We start from the raw sequence: 18,435 nt of genomic DNA on the forward strand, positions 1-18,435 counted from the left end.
GAGTGTTACTGGCTGGCGCGGCTTACTTCGTCTACGATCTGATCAACGACTGTATTCAACAATGCGTCATCTTCGCATTCGGCCATCACCCGGATCAATGGCTCGGTCCCGGACTTGCGGATCAACAGACGCCCCTTGCCGACCAATCGCGCCTCGGCATCGGCAATGGCGGCCTTCACCGTATCAGCCTCAAGTGGGGTCTGCCCTGCAGCATAGCGCACGTTCTTGAGCAATTGTGGCACGGTTTCAAACGAGGTGGTAAGCGCGCTCGCCTTTTGTCCTGTTTCGATCATGGCAGCGAGGAATTGCAGCCCAGCCAACAGACCATCACCGGTCGTCGCAAAATCAGTCATGACGATATGACCTGACTGCTCACCGCCCAAGTTCCAGCCATTTGCCCGCATCGCCTCGACCACGTAACGGTCACCAACAGATGTGCGCTCAAGGCGCAAGCTACGCCCATCAAGATAGCGTTCTAAGCCAAGGTTCGACATCACCGTCGCAACCAAGGTCCCGCCATTCAGCCGCCCCTGATCAGCCCAACGACCAGCCATGAGCGCCATAAGCTGATCACCATCGGCAACTTGACCTTTCTCATCAATGATCATCACGCGATCGGCATCGCCATCAAGACAAATGCCCACGTCAGCACCGGTTTCCAAAATCTTGGCTGCGGCTGTCGCAGTATGGGTAGATCCACAATTTTCGTTGATGTTCAGACCATTTGGGCTCACGCCGACCGGAATGACCTCTGCACCCAATTCCCACAGAACCTCTGGTGCAACGCGATGCGCGGCACCATTCGCGCAATCGATCACGACCTTCAGGCCGTCCAAACGCATCCCGGCTGGAAATGTCGATTTTACCCGTTCAGCATAGCGAAAACGCCCATCATCAACGCGTTTCGCCCGCCCAATGTTTTGCGCCTGCGCTGGTTCAATTGTGCCTTCGATCAAGGCTTCAATTTCGGTCTCGGCCTCATCCGATAGCTTAAACCCATCGGGGCCAAAGAATTTGATCCCATTGTCATGGTGTGGATTATGGCTGGCGGAAATCATGATCCCAACATCAGCCCGCATCGAGGTTGTCAGCAGACCAACTGCAGGTGTCGGCACAGGACCCAGCAACAAGACATTCATACCCGTGCTGGTCAAACCTGCTGTTAACGCATTTTCGAACATATAGCCTGACAGACGCGTATCTTTGCCAATCACGACCCGGTGCCCGTTCGAGCCATCATTGCGGAAATACCGCCCCGCCGCCGCACCAATCTTGAGCGCCATATCCGCCGTCATCGGATAGGTATTCGCCTTGCCGCGCACACCGTCCGTGCCAAAGAATTTACGTGCCATTATTCGTCTGCCTTATTTATTGCCAGTTCCAGGTCGAGCGCCTGCTTTGTGGCGAATGTATCGTGAACCCGCAAAAGTTGCACCCCCTGTCGCGCCCCGTGCAACGCTACGGAAACCGAACCGGCCACACGATCAGTCGCGTCAGTACCACCACCTAACGTGCCGATAAATTTCTTGCGTGATGCGCCCAACAAAATTGGACACCCCAAGGCGTGAAACAATGACAGCCCCCGCAGTAATGACAGGTTATGCGATAGCGTCTTGCCAAAACCAATACCCGGATCAATCACGATCTGATCCCGCGCGATCCCCGCCGCGACAGCGAATGCGATCCGTTCAGCAAGGTAATCATAAACGTCCAAGACGACATCATCATACCTCGGGTCGTCTTGCATCACATCTGGTGTCCCTTGCGCGTGCATCAAACACACAGGCAATCCTGATTGCGCTGTGACCTGCGCAAGGTCTGGATCATAGCCAAAGGCCGCAACATCGTTGATCAACGTGGCCCCCGCATCAATGGCGGCCTGCGCAACGGCAGCCTTGCGGGTATCAATGGAGATTGGGACATCGCTGCCGTTGCGGATGGCCGCGATAACAGGTGCAGTGCGCGCGATTTCTTCAGCGACATCTACCGTTTCAGCGCCGGGCCGCGTGCTTTCACCACCAATATCTAGGATCGCGGCGCCATCGGCCTGCATAGATATTGCATGTTCAACGGCACGCGCAGAATCAAAAAACCGCCCGCCATCTGAAAAGCTATCTGGGGTCACATTCAAAATGCCCATAACCTTAGGCGTGCCCATCGCCATGCCAGATATATCCGGCCTGGCAGCGGTGATACGATCAATTACCTCAGGCGGAACCGCGTCCAGCGTGGTGATAATTGGGGCGTGACCACGTGCCCTGACCATGACCTCGTTAAACCAGCACCAACCGCCTGCGATGGGCAAAGCATCCTTTGGCCGATCAACACCGACACGTACAATCGGCTGATAGTATTGCGTCATGGCAGAACCTTTTGGTTCACTTCGACCGACCGGCTGGGCACGGATGTTTCAGGTGCGGGCACACCGATGACCAATAGCTCCTTGGCAGACATTTCCTGTGCAAACCATGCTACCAGCGCAACTGCATCCCGCGAAGCCGCCGATGGACCGTCAACTGCGTCCAAGACAATCTTGGAAGGTGCCCAGACACAGATTTGGTCGTTCTTCATCGCCCAATCCAGTTCCGTTCGTGTGCCAACAACCATGCACCGGCGATCCGCGCTCGCAAGGATCCAAGCATTCTGTTCAATCGCCAATAGATCAATCCGCCGCTGCGCCAAAGCGTTCGGAGATTGCGGCGCCTGTGCATCCGGCGCACCAACGCAGATAATCAAAGGAGCATCACGATTGGCCATCTGATCAATCCAAGTTGTCAAATGCTCCGATTGGATCGCGGCGTTCGATAGATACAAAATACGCGGGTGTGGTGCTTCGATATGTGTTTGCTCGCCACTGGTTTCGCCGTCCTTGGCACGCACAATTTCAACACCAAGCGCGAAGGGTCCACGATCCAGCTTTTCGATGCGTACGAACACACGTTCGGCTTGCGGCTCTAACAATATCCGTTCAGCCACGCGGGCGGCCAAAGTTTCCAGCAAGTTAATGCGTTCTGCTTCAAGCTCTATGCCAATGGCTTCTGTCACCTTGTCGTATGACAGAATACGGTCAACGTCGTCGTCGATCACACCAAGCGGCGACACCTCAACCACAACATTAAAACGCACGCGCTGTAGGTGGCCGCGCTCTTGCTGAAACGCGCCAATTTCGACCTCGACGGTGTAATCTCGCAGAGAAATGCGGTCACAAGGCGTTTGCGCGCTGGCTTCAGCCCGTTCACTCGGATGTGCAAAGGCGAGGCGAATATCTTCGGTCATGGGCTGTCCGTTTGGTCTTGGTCAATTCCGGCCCGAATACAGGGCCAGAACGGTTCGGACAAGCACCCGCAGCGACCGTCATTGGTATAAGCGCGACTCTACTTAGACGCGGTACGGACCGGCTGACGATAAAAGTAATGCGACCCGATCGACGCAGTCCGTGGAAAGCGTTGTGCCCAAGATGGGTTCACTGCCTTTGTGTGGTAATGCGTAGCACCGCCTGTCAGTACACGTGGTGCGCCATCGATCAAAATACGTGCCACTTTACCCACACGCGCCCATGCTCGCGGCTCAGAAATAATCTCAGCGCGGCCATCACATGTATAGGTAAACTGGCAAGCAAAGCGACGCCCCGTCCCCTGATTGATCACGCTGCACAATGTGTTCGGATAAGAGCCACTATCAACGCGATTCAAGATCACTTCGCCAACGGCAAACATGCCTTCGACGCTTTCGCCGCGCGCCTCAAAGTAGAGCGCCTCTGCGAGGCATTCCCACTGCGGGCCGCCATCGGCGGTGGGCTGGGCAGCAAGATATTCACGATCATAGATAAGACCGGTTTGCGTGGCGACCCCACGCTCATCAGCTGGAGGCAAACTGGTTAAAGCACTTACGCGGCTATCTGGCACAACGGCCAGCGCCTCGCGCTCTTGTCCAAGAATCGCACCAAGGCGACTTGCCATCAATTCGTCTGCCACAGCTGGCGATGCGCCAAACGAAACCGATGCCGCGATAACTGCGGCTGCAACTGATTTAAAAAACGTCATACTTCCCACCCAGGAAACTACGTGGCACAGCCCCACGCAGGCGAGGGTGTCTTTAGGGGAAACGACAGCATCAGTCTACCCCTACGGCAGCAAGCGTCAAAAAGACGCCACGGCACAGCGGTAGTCTGCTCATCTGTTACCGATATCAGAACATTCCCCGTAAGAATGCAACAATATTATGCGTTTGAGCGGAATTTAACGCGATTTGCAATCGCAAGCTGCGCAGCTGTAAGCCGCGCAACCGGCACCCTAAACGGCGAACACGAAACGTAGTCGAATTGATGCTGCCGACAAAATGCAATGGCAGAGCGGCTTCCGGCGTGCTCCCCACAAATCGAGAGAATCACATCTTTGCGCCCTAGACGTCCGCGTTCCGCGCCAAGCGCGACCAGCTCTCCGACACCTTCGATATCAAGGGTGTGAAACGGGTCTTCGGCGTATACACCCTGTTGAACATAGGCCGACATAAACCGCCCCGCGTCATCGCGCGACAATCCATAGGTCATCTGGGTCATGTCGTTTGTACCAAAGGATAAAAACTCGGCATGGCCCGCGATATCTTGTGCCCGCAAAGCCGCACGTGGTGTTTCCACCATAACACCCAATCGATAGTTCAGCGCAGCTTTGCTCTGGGCACGCACTGCATTCGCAACACCGTCTACGCGCGTTTTAACCAGTTCAACCTCGCGCATTGCGCTAACAAGAGGGATCATAATTTCGACCGAAATATCGACCCCGGCTTGGCCGACCTCGACCATTGCATCGAAAATCGCACGCGCTTGCATGTCGTAAATTTCTGGGATGGCGATCCCTAGACGAACGCCACGCATCCCAAGCATCGGGTTATATTCGGTCAGCGCGTTGACACGCTCGGTCACCTCGGGGACGGGCAAGGCCAGTTGCTCGGCAAGATCGCGCAGCCCGGCCTTATCCGACGGCAAAAATTCGTGCAGCGGCGGATCAAACAGGCGAACACAAACGGTTTTGCCCTCCATGATCGTGAACAGCGCCTTAAAATCGTCACGCTGCATCGGCAGCAAACGATCAAGAACTGCACGCCGGTCATCTGACCCTTCGGCAAAAATCATTTCGCGCATCACGCCCAGACGGTCGCCTTCAAAGAACATATGTTCCGTGCGGCAAAGGCCGATCCCCTCAGCCGCAAAATTGCGCGCAGCTTGGGCGTCAGCGGGGGTGTCAGCATTCGCACGCACGCCAATGTCGCGGTAATCATCCGCCCATTCCAGCAACGTCTGAAAAGCACCATCAAGCGCGGCCTCAAGCATTGGCGGTTCACCCGCCAATATCTGCCCCGTCGTGCCGTCGACAGTAATCACATCACCTGCCGCGAATTTGCGTCCGCCGATCCCACGGATCACGCCGCGCTTGCGGTCAATCGACATATCCGACGCACCAACGACGCAGGGCAACCCAAGGCCCCGCCCGATAACCGCAGCGTGACTGGTTACACCACCGCGCATTGTCAGCACAGCTTGGGCGGCATGCATGCCGCGAATATCTTCGGGTGTTGTCTCTCTGCGGACAAGAACACAAGCCTCGCCACGCGCAGCGCTTGCTTGTGCCTCGGCCGCGGTAAGCACGATTCGCCCCGAGGCCGCACCGGGGCTGGCGGCAATGCCACGCACAATCAAATCCCGCTTTGCGCGTGGATCGACTTGACGGTGTAGCAATTCAGAGAGAGCGGCTGGCTCGACCCGCATCACGGCCTCTTCTTTGGGGATGATCCCGTCATTCGCCAACGCCACGGCAATACGGACCGTCGCGCGTGACGACCGCTGTACGCGCACAGCATCCAAAATATGCAGGACACCATGTTCAATGGTGAACTTGATCTGCATCTCTTCTCGCAGCTTCAGTCGGGCCAAATCGCCAAATTTCAGAAGTTGTGCGAACACCTCTGGACAGCGTTCCTCGAGCGAAGCCCCCCGTTCGTCACGCGTCAGATACAGCGCGCCCTCGGTGTCACGCATGCTCTCGCCGCCTTGGCTCTGCGCGAGATAGCGACCGACAATCTTGGGCAGACCAGAATTCGCATCAACAAATTCGATCACACCTGATCCGCATTCGCCATGTCCAACCCCCAGCGCCATCGCCTGCACCACAAGGCCCAAGCCTGCATCAACGGGGGCACCTTTGGCTTGCCGTAATAGGCGCGCTGTCGTTCCATCCCATGCCCGCGCCATCGAACGCAAAACTTCGGCCAGTTGAACACCCGCATCTTGGGGGAATGGCGCGTCGGTTTCTGCCTCGTAAGTGTCCAACATCGCCCTCAGGCCGTCGGCATCGGCAACGTCAGGCAAAAAGAACTCATCAGGATCAAGCCGAGCAACGTGAATCGCATAGGATTGAACGAATCGCAGGTAGATCGCCGTTGCGGCCTCTGCCCCGATGGTCTCGCTCAGCATTGCGTGGCGGGCATCGTTCATGCCGACGTTCAACACCGCGCTTGGCCCCCCCCAATCAGGGTCAAGACTGGACGGGCGCACCGACAAAAGTGGCTGATCATCAAACGGGGCAAGTAACGCCGTCATATCAGGCATTTGGCCCTGCGCGATGCCACGCACCGCATCAAATGACAGGGCCACAGTGACCGGAACCGGCATGTCCAGACGGATCAGTCGCTGCAAACATTTGGCTCGCCCACCATGCACATCCGCCGACATTGCGGCGGTCGGTGTGATCAGCGTCAAAGGCTGTATGTTCATCATATGCTGCACTGCGGCGTCACCTTATTCTGTGAGTGCAGCATAGGGGGTTCCCCCCCTACTTAGCAAAGAAAACTTAAAGCTTTTGTAACTAGCCTTCGATTTTATTCAGATCTGCAACAGTCAGACAGATATTTCGAATGCGTGACAATAGGTTAAGCCGATTGCGGCGCAAAATCTCGCTATCGGCGTTAACTTGCACATCGGTGAAAAATGCATCAATCGGCCCACGAAGTGCCGCCATAGCAGTCATCGCGGTGCTGAAATCTTCGTTTTTCATCGCTGGCGCGATCTTTGCATCTGCAGCATCAAGGGCAGAAAACAGCGCCTTTTCAGCGTCATCTTCGGCAAATTTAATGTCCGCACCATATGAATATTCAACGCCATCTTTTTCTTCGGCTTGGGTCAGGATGTTGTTGGCACGTTTGAACCCCTGAATCAGGTTTTCACCGTCATCCGTCGCCAATGTCGTAGCCAAAGCCTCGGCCCGCTTAACCAGAAGCGTCAGATCATCATTCCCCGGCATCGCAATGCAAGCGTCGATGATGTCGTGACGGATACCTTTGTCTTTGAGGAAGACTTTCAAGCGGTCGTGGAAGAATGAGAGGAGGTCGACAGAAGTCGCGACATTTTCCCACGCCGACTCGCTAGCCTCTTCACCGCTCAATAAAATCCAGTCCTTGAAGTGTTTTGCAACAATATTGTCGCTGTCGGCGTCAAACCCCTTGTTCTTCAAGAAGTCGCTCAGCTCCAAAGCGTTGCTCAAAGCCTCAGACGCGGAACGCGATATGTCGTCGAGAGATATTTTATGGGTGAACAGCGTTAACAGCTCAATAGATAGTTCATTTTGCCAAATTAGTCGAATAACACCCAACGCTGCACGACGCAGCGCAAAGGGGTCTTTCGATCCGGTAGGCTTCTCATCAATCGCCCAGAACCCGGTCAGCGTGTCGATCTTATCGGCCAGCGCTACGGCGACAGACACCGGCGCAGTTGGCACATCGTCTGACGGGCCAAGTGGGGAGTAGTGTTCTTGGCAGGCGGCGGCGACGGATGCGTCCAGCCCAGCCTCGGTCGCATAGTAGCGGCCCATCAGGCCCTGCAATTCTGGGAATTCAAAAACCATCTCTGATGACAGATCAGCCTTGGCCACGCGCGCGGCTTGCTCGGCCAGATCAGGGTCCGCCCCGACGCTTGGCGCGATTTCACGGGCGAGTGCAGCGATCCGTTCGATCCGCTCTTTCTGGCTGCCGAGTTTGTTGTGGAAGGTCACGTTTGACAGGCTGTCCAGCCACGGTTCCATCCCAGCCTTTGCCACGCGCAAATCATTTTCCCAAAAGAATTTCGCATCGGCCAGACGCGCCGATAGCACCTTTTGGTTACCTGCCAGAATGGTCGCGCCGTTGTCGGCGGTTTCCATATTGGCGACGGTTACGAAACGCTCAATCCGGTTGGATTTGGGGTTACGGACGGAAAAGAACTTTTGGTGTTCTTTCATGGATGTTTGCAGCACCTCTGGCGGCAGACCGAGAAAATCATCGTCGATCTTGCCCAGCAACACCACGGGCCATTCAACCAGCCCGGCAACCTCTGCTAGCAGGCCACGATCTTCGACCACCTCAAGGCCCAATGCAAAGGCCTGATTGGTGGCTTCGTGCCAGATGGTTTCGGCGCGTTCATCGGCGCGCAAGATCACATTGGCGCGCTTCAGCTTGGCCTCGTAATCGTCGAACCCGGTGACGTTGAATGAATCAGGCGCAAGGAAACGGTGGCCGCGCGTGATATCGCCAGATGTGATGCCATCGATATCCATCGGTACGACCTGCGCGCCGCCCTCGTCCGACAGAATGCAGATGATCGAATGCAGCGGGCGCACCCATTTCAACGCGCCGGCACCCCAGCGCATAGATTTGGGCCATGGGAAATTGCGGATCGCGTTTTCCAGTACCTCGGCAATGATATCCGCAGCCATGCGGCCCGGCTTTTCGATTATGGCGAAATAGACTTGGCCCTTTTTGTCGTCACGCACCTCGAGGTCTTCGCGTGCGACCCCTGCCCCACGCAAGAACCCCTCAACTGCTTTATCAGGCGCACCAACTTTGGGGCCTTTACGCTCTTCGCGGGTTGCTTTGCTTTCGGCGCTAAGACCGTCAAGCGAGAGGGTCAGACGACGCGGCGTGGAAAATGCGGCAGCCCCCGCATAGGTCAGGCCCGCCTCGACCAGACCGTCCGTGACCAGTTTTTTCAGATCATCGGCAGCGCGTTTTTGCATGCGCGCAGGGATTTCTTCGGAAAAGAGTTCAATCAGAAGATCAGGCATCAGTTCTGGCTTTCGGGTACAGGTGGGCAGCCTTCGGGTGCAGGGTCACCATCAAAGACGACCTCGCCACAGGCGTTAATTTCATGCCACGCGTAGGCGCGACCATCGGGATAAACAGCAACAATACGGTCGATCCCATAGTGGATGTTTTCAGTGCCAAGGAATGCAATCGCGGTGCCATTTTCCAGATCGGCACCGATTTGGCTGGCGTCAAAGCAATCAAACCAACCGGGCGCGACCAGAGGCTCTGCATCATCCTTGATGATATAGGTTTCGGTCAGCATTGCTTGGCTCAACTGGGTCGTGAAACACGCGCGATAGCGGATCGGGCTGCTGTTGGAATCAATCGCTTCAAAGCTGTCATAGATGATCGGCTCTGCCTCGCCAGTGACGACTGAGGTGAGTTCGACCTGCGCATCTTCGGCGCCGACTTCTTCGTAGTAGGCGTAGATTTGAAGGTAGTATAGTGCAACACCTGCGACCAAAGCTGACACGGCGATCCCCACAATTGCGATACGGTTCCAAGGCATTATGCCGCTGCCCCGCCTGCTTCGGTTTGGACAAACGCGTCTGCGCATAGCTTTGCAAGTGCACGAACACGGCCGATATAGGCTTGGCGTTCAGTGACTGAAATCACGCCGCGCGCGTCGAGCAAGTTAAACAGGTGCGATGCCTTGATACATTGGTCATAGGCTGGGTGCGCCATGATGATCCGCTTGCCGGTTTTTGGGTCCTCTGCGGGCTGCTCCAGAATGCGTTGGCATTCGGCCTCGGCGTCTTTGAAATGTTGCAGTAGGATTTCCGTATCTGCCACGTCAAAGTTCCAGCGCGCGTATTCTTCTTCGGTTTGCTTGAATACGTCACGGTACAACAGAGGGCTGGGTGACTGCGGGTCGTTAAACGGCATGTCCATCACGTGATCTACACCCAAGACGTACATCGCAAGACGTTCAAGGCCGTATGTCAATTCGCCCGAGACAGGTTTACAGTCGTGGCCGCCAACCTGCTGGAAGTAGGTGAATTGGGATACTTCCATCCCGTCGCACCAGACTTCCCAACCAAGGCCCCAAGCTCCCAGTGTTGGACTTTCCCAGTCGTCTTCGACAAAGCGGATATCATGCAATGACGCATCAATCCCGATGGCAGCAAGCGACCCAAGGTACAACTCCTGCAAATCCGGTGGGCTTGGTTTGATCAAAACCTGATATTGATAATAGTGCTGTAGACGGTTTGGGTTTTCACCATAGCGACCATCGGTTGGGCGACGTGATGGTTGCACATAGGCCGCAGCCCATGCTTTGGACCCCAGCGCACGCAATGTCGTTGCGGGGTGGAACGTACCTGCACCGACCTCCATGTCGTAGGGTTGCAAAATAGCACAGCCCTTGCTGGCCCAATAGTTCTGAAGCCGCAGGATGATTTCCTGAAAACTGCGTGGTTTGTCTGCCATGATGACCCTCGTCTACGATTAAGGGTTCAATAGGCTGCTGCGCCCAAAGGGTCAATTGGGCAACGGGTCGCGATATAATGTTCTAAATTACCGCGAATTGTCCCCGAAACTCTTGCGTCTTGGGCATCAGGGGGCCAGTCATGTTGGGAACGATGCAAAGAATATCTTTGGGGTAGAAATGATTAGACTACTTGCGGCGCTCTGCGTATTGGGCGCTTCGACATTTTCGGCGACAGCACAAGACAATTACTGGGTTCAAATCGAAGCAAGACGAACCCTAACCGGCGCACAGGATCGCGCACGCGAATATGCAGGCACCATCGACTCGGTCCACGGATATTACTTGGGCGACGGATTTTACGGCATTTTCATCGGGCCCTATACCGAAACAAACGCGCAAACCGCGCTGGGGACGCTGCTAAGCATGGGGGCTATCCCCTCGGATAGTTTCGTCAAAGACGGCAGCCGCTTTAAACAACAGTTCTGGCCCATTGGCGGCCAGCAAAATACGCGTGCAACGCTGCCAAGCGACGACACCGCCGCATTGGCTTCAAGCGTCGAAGACACCCCTGTGACGCCGAGCAACGAAACAGTTGCTGAGGCCCGCGCGTCAGAGGCCGAACTCAATCGCGAAGAGCGCGAAGAATTGCAAAAGGCCCTGCAATGGGCAGGCTTTTATAGCGCGGCAATTGATGGCGCCTTTGGCCGCGGCACCCGAAACGCAATGCAAGCGTGGCAGGTCGCCAATAATCGCGAAGCGACAGGGGTGCTGACGACACGCCAGCGGGCGCTGCTGTTTGAACAATATAACAGCGTTCTCGAAGGCACGAACATGCGTTTGGTGCGTGACGATGCTTCTGGCATTCAAATGCAGATCCCGACGGGCGTCGTTGCGTTTAGCGAATACAAACCACCTTTCGTTCGCTTTGACGCAAGCGCGGGCATCCCAGAGGTGCAGGTTCTGTTCATCAGCCAAGAAGGTGACGCTGGCCGTTTGCAGGGTCTTTATGAGATCATGCAAATCCTCAGCATTGTCCCGACCGAGGGCGCGCGTCGCTTAACGGATACCGGATTTGAAATCGAGGGCATTGGGTCAGACATTCATTCTTACACGTCTGTCACTCGTGAAGGTACGGACATCAAAGGTTTCACATTGGTTTGGCCAGCAAATGACGATGACCGCCGTGAACGCGTTCTTGATATTATGAAGGCGAGCTTTACCCGGCTCGACGGAACGCTGGACCCCAGCATTGCGCCCCCCGGTGAAGAACAAGCCATCGACATGGTCGCAGGCCTTGCCGTACGACAGCCGCAACTGTCACGCTCTGGTTTTTATGTTGATGACGCTGGGATCGTTGTCACCACCCCAGAGGCCGTCGCGCAGTGCGACCGGATCACCTTGGACCGCGAATACGAGGCAGAGGTCATCGCAACCGATACCGACCTTGGGGTGACCTTGCTCAAGCCAGTCGATCAAATCGCGCCGTTGGACGTTGCCGAATTTGGTACACGCACACCTATTTTGCAGGACCAGATCGTTGTCGGTGGATATCCGTACAACGGCGTGCTTAGCGCCCCTACCCTGACCTTTGGGCAGCTTATTGATCTGCGCAGCCTAAATGGCGACGACCGTTTGGCACGTCTGTCCATTCTGCCCCAACCCAGTGACGCAGGTGGTCCGGTATTCGACAAATACGGTGCCGTGATCGGTATGCTTCAGCCACGGATCGAAGGATCATCGCAGGTTCTCCCCCCCGAGGTAAACTTTGCCGTGGACGCGGACCAGATCGTTGCGATGCTAAACTCCAATGGAATTGCCGCAACGACCAGCGAAGCCGCGCAAGAGATTTCCCCCGTTGCCATGACCCGTCACGCAGCCGACGTCACGGTATTGGTGAGCTGCTGGTAATCAGGTCCGCCAAAACTTGACGCTGAGGATGGTCAGCACGACCATGATCTCAAGTCGGCCAATAAACATGGCGATGGACAAGATCCACTTTGCAGTATCATTGATATGTGCAAAATTACCGGCGGGGCCAATCTCTGGCCCTAGTCCGGGACCGATATTGGCAATCGCCGTCGCCGCCCCCGAGACCGAGGTGATGAAATCCAAACCGGTCATTCCCAAAAGAACTGCGGTCACACCCAGCAACAAGATAAACGCCACAAAGAACGCCATGACAGAGTTCATGACATCTTCGCTAATCGCGCGCCCTTCAAAGCGCGGGGTAAAGATTCCATGTGGCGAGTGGATTTGGCGGACTTGCGCTTTGATCGAGGCGAAAAGGATCTGATAGCGGAAAATCTTGACCGAGCAGGCCGTTGACCCCGCACAACCACCAACCAGACCGACAAAGAAAAAGATCACGACCGGAAACGTGCCCCAGGTCATGTAGTCGGCGCTGGAATAGCCAGTGCCTGACATGACAGAGACCACGTTAAACAGTGCTTCGCGGAACGCGAGCTCTGTAAATTCGCCCTCGCGCCCCCAAACCCACGCGGTGATCAGCAGTACACAAATCGTGATGACGGACAAAAACACATGAATTTGCGTATCATGGATGAGAGGCTTTGCCGTACCCGCCATAAGCTGCACAAAGCGCACGAACGGCAGTGCAGCAAGGATCATGAACACTGTACCGACATAGTGTGCGACAGCACCAAATTCGCCGAATGAACTATCGTAATTGGCCATGCCCCCTGTCGAAACCGTTGTCATCGCGTGAACCAACGCATCAAACGGCCCCATTCCCGACGCCCCATAGGCCAGGGCGCAGGCCACAGTCAGCCAAATATAGATGACAGAGATACTGCTTGCGATCTCACCCGCGCGGGGCAGGATTTTCCCCATCGTATCAAATGCTTCTGAGCGGAAGATCTGCATCCCACCGACGCGTAGTTCTGGCAAGAATACCATCGCAACCACAATGATCCCGACACCGCCCAGCCACTGCAGAGTCGCGCGCCACAGTTTGATGCCCTCTGGCAGGGCCTCAAGCCCCTCAAAGGTCGTCGACCCCGTGGTGGTGAGGCCCGACATTGCCTCAAAAAACGCATTGGTAAAGCTGGCATTGGGAGCGCCCAACATCAAAGGCAGCGCACCAAAGACCGGCAAGGTCAGCCAAACCAAGGACGTCAGCAAAAAGGTCTGGCGCAGGTTCAAACCATGTCCGACGCCGTTCGAGCAAGCAATCGCAGTCAGACCACCGGTCAGAATCGTAATCACTGCGCTTTCGAAAAACACGGGCCAATGCCCATTTTGCGCAAGCACATCGGCGAACAAGGACACAAGCATTGTCGCCCCAAGCGCGGCAACAAGCAGTCCTACAACATATCCAACAGGGCGTAAGTCAAGCATGTCGCAGCGTTGAACCGACGGCGCGGCAGTGTCAAGAATGGGCGGCCATTTAAGCGAGCCAAGTTTTGTAATCGCTCACAAGCAGATGGGTCGGTGGTACGTCTTCTTCAATCTGAGCAAAACGGCCGATGGGTTCACGGAAAATATTGTCCGTTTCGTCGTCGTTCACGGTGGAAACTTCACCAATCAAGACATCGCCCCCCTCGCCCCAAAAGGCATGCCAATCACCGGGCATCAAGGTCACGCTCTCGCCCGGCGCAAGGCGCAGTTTTTCGCCTGCCTCAAAATCGCGACGCAGCCCATCGCAATAGACCGTGCCGCCCTTGGTTTCGTCAAATTGGCCCTTATCGTCCGAACCGTAGAGCTCGATCACAAGGGTCGCGCCGCCGCGATTAATGATATCTTCGGCTTTGATCACATGGGTATGCATAGGCGACAGTTGATCTTGCTTCGAAATCAACAGCTTTTCCGCATAGCACATCCCCCCGCCCCGTTGCAGGTCGGCCAAACGCCCGTTGCGAAGGGTGAACAAGAAAAGCCCCATCTCGTCGTAACGACCAGCACCGTAATCGGTGATATCCCAGCCGTTGCGTGCGGAAATCACACCCTGTGCCTCTAAAGCGCGGGATTTGAATTCTTCGGGGGACCAATAGGCCCAAGGCGGCAAGGTAAATCCGTAAGAACGGATCATGTCATCCGCCTCGGCCATAATTGCGTTAATCCGGGACCGTTTCATTGCCACCTCCTAAAACGTTTACGAAATGGTGATGCCGAATTTGTCAGACAGACGCAAGCGCAGCTTAGGCTGATTTGCGAATTCCGCCCGCGGCCCAATCACGGCAGGCAGCGCCGAAAGCTTCGAACAATGGGCGTGAAACCGGATCAGCGTCTGCATTCCATTCCGGGTGCCACTGGACCGACAGTGTAAAACCTGGCGCATCCTGCACATAAATTGCCTCGGGGGTGCCATCTGGCGCATGACCGTCCACAACGATACGCGGTCCCGCTTCTTTGATGCCCTGACCATGCAATGTATTGGTCATGACCTTCTGGGCACCCATCAGTTTATGGAAAACGCCTTGTTCGCGAAATGTCACCGCGTGGCGCAAGGCGAATTTCTCTTCCAAGGTGCCATCTGGCGGCATGCGATGGTTATCGCGCCCCGGCAGATCACGGATTTCAGGATAAAGCGTACCGCCCATAGCGACGTTAACCTCTTGGAACCCGCGACAAATCCCAAAGATCGGCTGACCGCGTGATACACATGCGCGGATCAAAGGCAGTGCAATCCCATCGCGCTCACGATCAAAGGCACCATGAGCCTCAGTCGCCGTCTCTCCGTATTCTTCTGGGTGTACGTTGGGGCGCCCCCCCGTGAACAAAAAACCGTCACAGCGTTCCATGAGGGAATTTATGCACACTGTACCAACACCAGTGGGCACGATCAGCGGCAAGCCGTCTGACACCTCGGCAATGGCCCGAACATTCATTTCTCCGGCTGCAAAGGCCGGATATTCGTCGTTAATAAGATGACTGTTACCAATAATACCGATAACTGGCTTCATGTTATTTATCCTTGTTCTATGCACCAATTTTATCGGCTTTCAGACATGAACAAAAGATAACCGCTCCGCACAATCCCCTTGGCTGAAATGCACAGCACACCGACGCGGCAGATCAAGGCCAAAAAGATCAAAGCCGCGCCTTAATTAAAAGGCACGGCCTAATGCATAGCGATAGTGCTAACTTACGCTTCGCCAGATAGACCAGCGGCCTCAAGACCTGCCATCGCAGCGACAACATCATTGTCAGACGTATCACCTGTCACGCCAACTGCGCCGATCACAGCACCTTTTTTGTCGTGCACCAAGACGCCGCCGGGCACAGGAACTACCTGCCCTCCGTAGACGCCGTTTACGGCAGCCATGAAATAGGCCTGCTGTTCTGCACGAGCCATTTGCGCGGTTCCCGCCATGCCCAGCATGATCGCACCATAGGCCTTGCCGTGTGCGATACCAAAACGCCCAGGTGCTGCGCCGTCGGCACGTTCAAAGGCCTTCACATGACCGCCCGCATCCAAAACAACAACGGAAAGTGGCTTTAAACCCATCTCGTCGCCCTTGGCCAAGGCCTTGCGAATAATTGTACGTGCTTTGCTTGCTGAAATTTCAGCCATAGTTTTCTCCTCGTAGGGTGGATTTTAATCCACCCGTGTTAGTGATTCCGCTGCGCCTTGAGCTCCTGACGGCGCTGATGCAAGACGGGCTCTGTGTAGCCCGAGGGCTGAATCCGTCCCTTGAATACCAGATCGCAGGCAGCCTGAAAGGCGATGCCATCAAAATCCGGCGCCATCGGGCGATAGGCCGGATCACCTGCATTCTGCTCATCCACGACCACAGCCATTTTGCGCATGGCATCCATGACTTGCGACTGGCTAACGACGTCGTGATGAAGCCAGTTAGCAAGCGCTTGGCTCGAGATGCGACAGGTTGCGCGGTCTTCCATCAGTCCCACGTTGTTGATGTCAGGAACCTTTGAACAGCCAACACCTTGATCGACCCAGCGCACGACATAACCCAAGATCCCCTGCGCGTTATTTTCGATCTCGCGTGAAAGCACCTCATCTGACCAATCAGCATTGGCGGCAGCAGGGATATCCAGCAAATCAGCCAGCGTTCCGCGTGCCCCACCTGCTTTAATTTCGTCTTGGCGCGCGATCACATCAATCTGATGATAATGGGTCGCATGCAATGTCGCGGCGGTTGGCGACGGCACCCAAGCGCAGTTTGCCCCAGACAAAGGATGCCCCACCTTGGCCTCCAACATCGCAGACATCAAATCTGGCATGGCCCACATGCCCTTGCCGATCTGTGCCTTACCCTGCAACCCGCAGGCAAGACCAATATCGACATTGCGGTCCTCATAGGACTTAATCCACGCACTGTCTTTCATGTCCCCTTTGGGGATCATTGGACCAGCTTCCATGCTGGTGTGAATCTCGTCACCAGTCCGATCAAGGAACCCAGTATTGATAAAGGCAACCCGTGATTTTGCCGCGCGGATACATTCCTTGAGGTTCACCGAAGTCCGGCGTTCCTCGTCCATAATGCCCAGCTTTACGGTATTTGCAGGCAGGCCCAGCGCGGCTTCGACGTGATCAAAAATTTCACAGGCAAAGCTGACCTCTTCGGGGCCATGCATCTTGGGTTTTACCACATAGACCGAACCATAAAGGGAATTGCCACCCTCACGTTGCAGGTCATGCATCGCAATTAATGTGGTGCACATTGCATCCATCAAGCCTTCGCCGATCTCCTGCCCTTCGGCATCCAAGATCGCAGGGTTGGTCATCAGATGGCCCACGTTGCGGACCAGCATCAGCGACCGCCCCTTGTGAACAACGGACTTCCCGGCAGTATCGGTGTAAGTGACGTCTGAATTGAGCTTGCGGGTAAAGGTCTTGCCGCCTTTGGTGACATCTTCGGTCAAGTCGCCCTTCATCAGGCCGAGCCAATTCCCGTAAGCCAGTACTTTGTCTTCGGCATCAACGGCGGCAACGGAATCTTCGCAATCCATGATGGTCGATAGAGCCGATTCAAGAATGATGTCCGAGATACCGGCCTGATCTGCGCTGCCAATTGTGCTGTCACGATCAACTACAATCTGGATCAGCAGCCCGTTAACTTTCAGGAAAAATGCGTCCTGCCCGTTAGCACCGACAAACTGCTCTGCATCTTTCAGTGCGGGCAGCAAAACGCCGTCTTCCACGCGAATTTCGACAATATCGGCCCAAGACCCGCTGGCAAGCGGCGCGACCTTATCCAGATGCGCACGCCCCCACGCAATAACGCGTGCGCCGCGTTCTGCGTCATAGCCTTTGCCTTTGGGCAGATCGCCCAGCGCATCAGTGCCATAAAGCGCATCATAAAGGCTGCCCCATCGCGCGTTCGCCGCGTTTAGTGCAAAGCGCGCATTCATGATCGGCACAACCAATTGCGGCCCCGGCACATGCGCGATTTCCGGATCCGTATTGCCCGTATCAATGCTAAAATCTGGACCCTCGGGAACCAGATAGCCGATATCTTTCAGAAAGGCTTCGTAGGCTTGGGCATCATGCGCCTTGCCACGATTAGCCACATGCCAGTCGTCAATTTGACCTTGGATGTCTTCACGCTTTGCCAATAGTGCGCGATTGCGCGCGGCCATCTTATCGACCAGCCCAGAAAATCCAGCCCAAAATTGATCGGCATCAACGCCTGTGCCCGGTAGCGCCTGTGTTTCGATAAAATCGGCCAATACCGTAGCGACCTGAAGCCCCTGCTTGTCCACGCGGTCTGTCATTTCTTCCCCCTCGGTCTTGCGGCGCGATCGATGCGATCCCGCTTTGGCCAGAGTTAGAACAGAAGTTTCCTATCGGCAACAAGACCCAAATTGGCAAAACACCTATTTGCGTTTGCGTTAAATGCATATTCGGCCAAAGCGGTGGTTGCGAGCATGCCCCCAGAGGCATAACTTTTGACGAAAGATGAATTCAGCCT

14 protein-coding genes are annotated in these 18,435 nt (G+C 55.5%); 1 reads left to right on the plus strand and 13 read right to left on the minus strand.

Going from position 1 to position 18,435, the window contains the following annotated elements; all coding sequences use genetic code 11:
- Positions 1 to 5: 5 nt before the first annotated feature.
- The 8 genes from glmM to TW80_RS06820 all read right to left on the minus strand — a co-directional run bounded on the left by glmM (position 6) and on the right by TW80_RS06820 (position 10,539).
- Positions 6 to 1,352: a phosphoglucosamine mutase gene (gene glmM / locus TW80_RS06785; RefSeq protein ID WP_045996502.1), complete on the minus strand. Its 1,347-nt coding sequence runs from the start codon at positions 1,350 to 1,352 to the stop codon at positions 6 to 8.
- Entirely contained in the window at positions 1,352 to 2,362 is a 1,011-nt protein-coding gene (gene folP / locus TW80_RS06790; RefSeq protein ID WP_045996503.1) for a dihydropteroate synthase, read from the minus strand. The genes glmM and folP overlap by 1 nt, the downstream gene beginning before the upstream one ends.
- Positions 2,359 to 3,276, minus strand: a complete 918-nt coding sequence (locus tag TW80_RS06795) for a dihydroneopterin aldolase (protein ID WP_045996504.1) — start codon at positions 3,274 to 3,276, stop codon at positions 2,359 to 2,361. The genes folP and TW80_RS06795 overlap by 4 nt, the downstream gene beginning before the upstream one ends.
- Before the next feature lie 98 nt (positions 3,277 to 3,374).
- Complete coding sequence (locus TW80_RS06800; protein WP_045996505.1) at positions 3,375 to 4,043, minus strand: cell wall hydrolase; 669 nt, start codon at positions 4,041 to 4,043, stop codon at positions 3,375 to 3,377.
- 176 nt (positions 4,044 to 4,219) lie between these two features.
- Positions 4,220 to 6,772 carry a putative PEP-binding protein gene (locus tag TW80_RS06805; protein ID WP_045996506.1) on the minus strand — a complete coding sequence of 851 codons (2,553 nt, stop codon included), beginning with the start codon at positions 6,770 to 6,772 and terminating at the stop codon, positions 4,220 to 4,222.
- An 88-nt stretch (positions 6,773 to 6,860) separates the two neighbouring features.
- On the minus strand, positions 6,861 to 9,089 hold the full coding sequence (gene glyS / locus TW80_RS06810; protein WP_045996507.1) for a glycine--tRNA ligase subunit beta: 2,229 nt from the start codon (positions 9,087 to 9,089) through the stop codon (positions 6,861 to 6,863).
- Entirely contained in the window at positions 9,089 to 9,619 is a 531-nt protein-coding gene (locus TW80_RS06815) for a DUF6446 family protein (RefSeq protein WP_045996508.1), read from the minus strand. The genes glyS and TW80_RS06815 overlap by 1 nt, the downstream gene beginning before the upstream one ends.
- A complete protein-coding gene (locus TW80_RS06820; RefSeq protein ID WP_045996509.1) occupies positions 9,619 to 10,539 on the minus strand; it encodes a glycine--tRNA ligase subunit alpha in 921 nt (306 codons plus the stop codon). The genes TW80_RS06815 and TW80_RS06820 overlap by 1 nt, the downstream gene beginning before the upstream one ends.
- Before the next feature lie 178 nt (positions 10,540 to 10,717).
- On the opposite strand from TW80_RS06820, the gene TW80_RS06825 reads away from it, so the two are divergent.
- Complete coding sequence (locus TW80_RS06825) at positions 10,718 to 12,448, plus strand: serine protease (RefSeq protein ID WP_045997076.1); 1,731 nt, start codon at positions 10,718 to 10,720, stop codon at positions 12,446 to 12,448.
- Here the strand turns inward: TW80_RS06825 and TW80_RS06830 are convergent, their stop codons facing one another.
- The 5 genes from TW80_RS06830 to TW80_RS06850 all read right to left on the minus strand — a co-directional run bounded on the left by TW80_RS06830 (position 12,449) and on the right by TW80_RS06850 (position 18,238).
- Complete coding sequence (locus tag TW80_RS06830) at positions 12,449 to 13,897, minus strand: TrkH family potassium uptake protein (RefSeq protein ID WP_045996510.1); 1,449 nt, start codon at positions 13,895 to 13,897, stop codon at positions 12,449 to 12,451. It lies immediately after the preceding gene.
- Positions 13,898 to 13,946: 49 nt separating this feature from the next.
- Positions 13,947 to 14,633: a D-lyxose/D-mannose family sugar isomerase gene (locus TW80_RS06835; protein WP_045997077.1), complete on the minus strand. Its 687-nt coding sequence runs from the start codon at positions 14,631 to 14,633 to the stop codon at positions 13,947 to 13,949.
- A gap of 64 nt (positions 14,634 to 14,697) precedes the next feature.
- A complete protein-coding gene (locus tag TW80_RS06840; RefSeq protein ID WP_045996511.1) occupies positions 14,698 to 15,462 on the minus strand; it encodes a gamma-glutamyl-gamma-aminobutyrate hydrolase family protein in 765 nt (254 codons plus the stop codon).
- 182 nt (positions 15,463 to 15,644) lie between these two features.
- Positions 15,645 to 16,073, minus strand: a complete 429-nt coding sequence (locus TW80_RS06845) for a GlcG/HbpS family heme-binding protein (protein ID WP_045996512.1) — start codon at positions 16,071 to 16,073, stop codon at positions 15,645 to 15,647.
- 38 nt (positions 16,074 to 16,111) lie between these two features.
- Positions 16,112 to 18,238, minus strand: coding sequence for a malate synthase G (locus tag TW80_RS06850; RefSeq protein WP_045996513.1), 2,127 nt, complete (start codon positions 18,236 to 18,238; stop codon positions 16,112 to 16,114).
- Positions 18,239 to 18,435 lie beyond the last annotated feature (197 nt).

Source organism: Loktanella sp. S4079 (assembly GCF_000967725.1).
Lineage (GTDB): Bacteria > Pseudomonadota > Alphaproteobacteria > Rhodobacterales > Rhodobacteraceae > Yoonia.

Excerpts from the sequence above, each read along its gene's own strand:
- TW80_RS06800 (WP_045996505.1), bottom strand. The coding sequence starts at position 4,043 with ATGACGTTTTTTAAATCAGTTGCAGCCGCAGTTATCGCGGCATCGGTT.
- TW80_RS06850 (WP_045996513.1), bottom strand. The coding sequence starts at position 18,238 with ATGACAGACCGCGTGGACAAGCAGGGGCTTCAGGTCGCTACGGTATTG.
- glmM (WP_045996502.1), bottom strand. The coding sequence starts at position 1,352 with ATGGCACGTAAATTCTTTGGCACGGACGGTGTGCGCGGCAAGGCGAAT.
- TW80_RS06835 (WP_045997077.1), bottom strand. The coding sequence starts at position 14,633 with ATGAAACGGTCCCGGATTAACGCAATTATGGCCGAGGCGGATGACATG.
- TW80_RS06820 (WP_045996509.1), bottom strand. The coding sequence starts at position 10,539 with ATGGCAGACAAACCACGCAGTTTTCAGGAAATCATCCTGCGGCTTCAG.
- TW80_RS06815 (WP_045996508.1), bottom strand. The coding sequence starts at position 9,619 with ATGCCTTGGAACCGTATCGCAATTGTGGGGATCGCCGTGTCAGCTTTG.
- TW80_RS06830 (WP_045996510.1), bottom strand. The coding sequence starts at position 13,897 with ATGCTTGACTTACGCCCTGTTGGATATGTTGTAGGACTGCTTGTTGCC.
- TW80_RS06795 (WP_045996504.1), bottom strand. The coding sequence starts at position 3,276 with ATGACCGAAGATATTCGCCTCGCCTTTGCACATCCGAGTGAACGGGCT.
- TW80_RS06845 (WP_045996512.1), bottom strand. The coding sequence starts at position 16,073 with ATGGCTGAAATTTCAGCAAGCAAAGCACGTACAATTATTCGCAAGGCC.
- TW80_RS06805 (WP_045996506.1), bottom strand. The coding sequence starts at position 6,772 with ATGATGAACATACAGCCTTTGACGCTGATCACACCGACCGCCGCAATG.
- glyS (WP_045996507.1), bottom strand. The coding sequence starts at position 9,089 with ATGCCTGATCTTCTGATTGAACTCTTTTCCGAAGAAATCCCTGCGCGC.
- TW80_RS06840 (WP_045996511.1), bottom strand. The coding sequence starts at position 15,462 with ATGAAGCCAGTTATCGGTATTATTGGTAACAGTCATCTTATTAACGAC.
- TW80_RS06825 (WP_045997076.1), top strand. The coding sequence starts at position 10,718 with ATGATTAGACTACTTGCGGCGCTCTGCGTATTGGGCGCTTCGACATTT.
- folP (WP_045996503.1), bottom strand. The coding sequence starts at position 2,362 with ATGACGCAATACTATCAGCCGATTGTACGTGTCGGTGTTGATCGGCCA.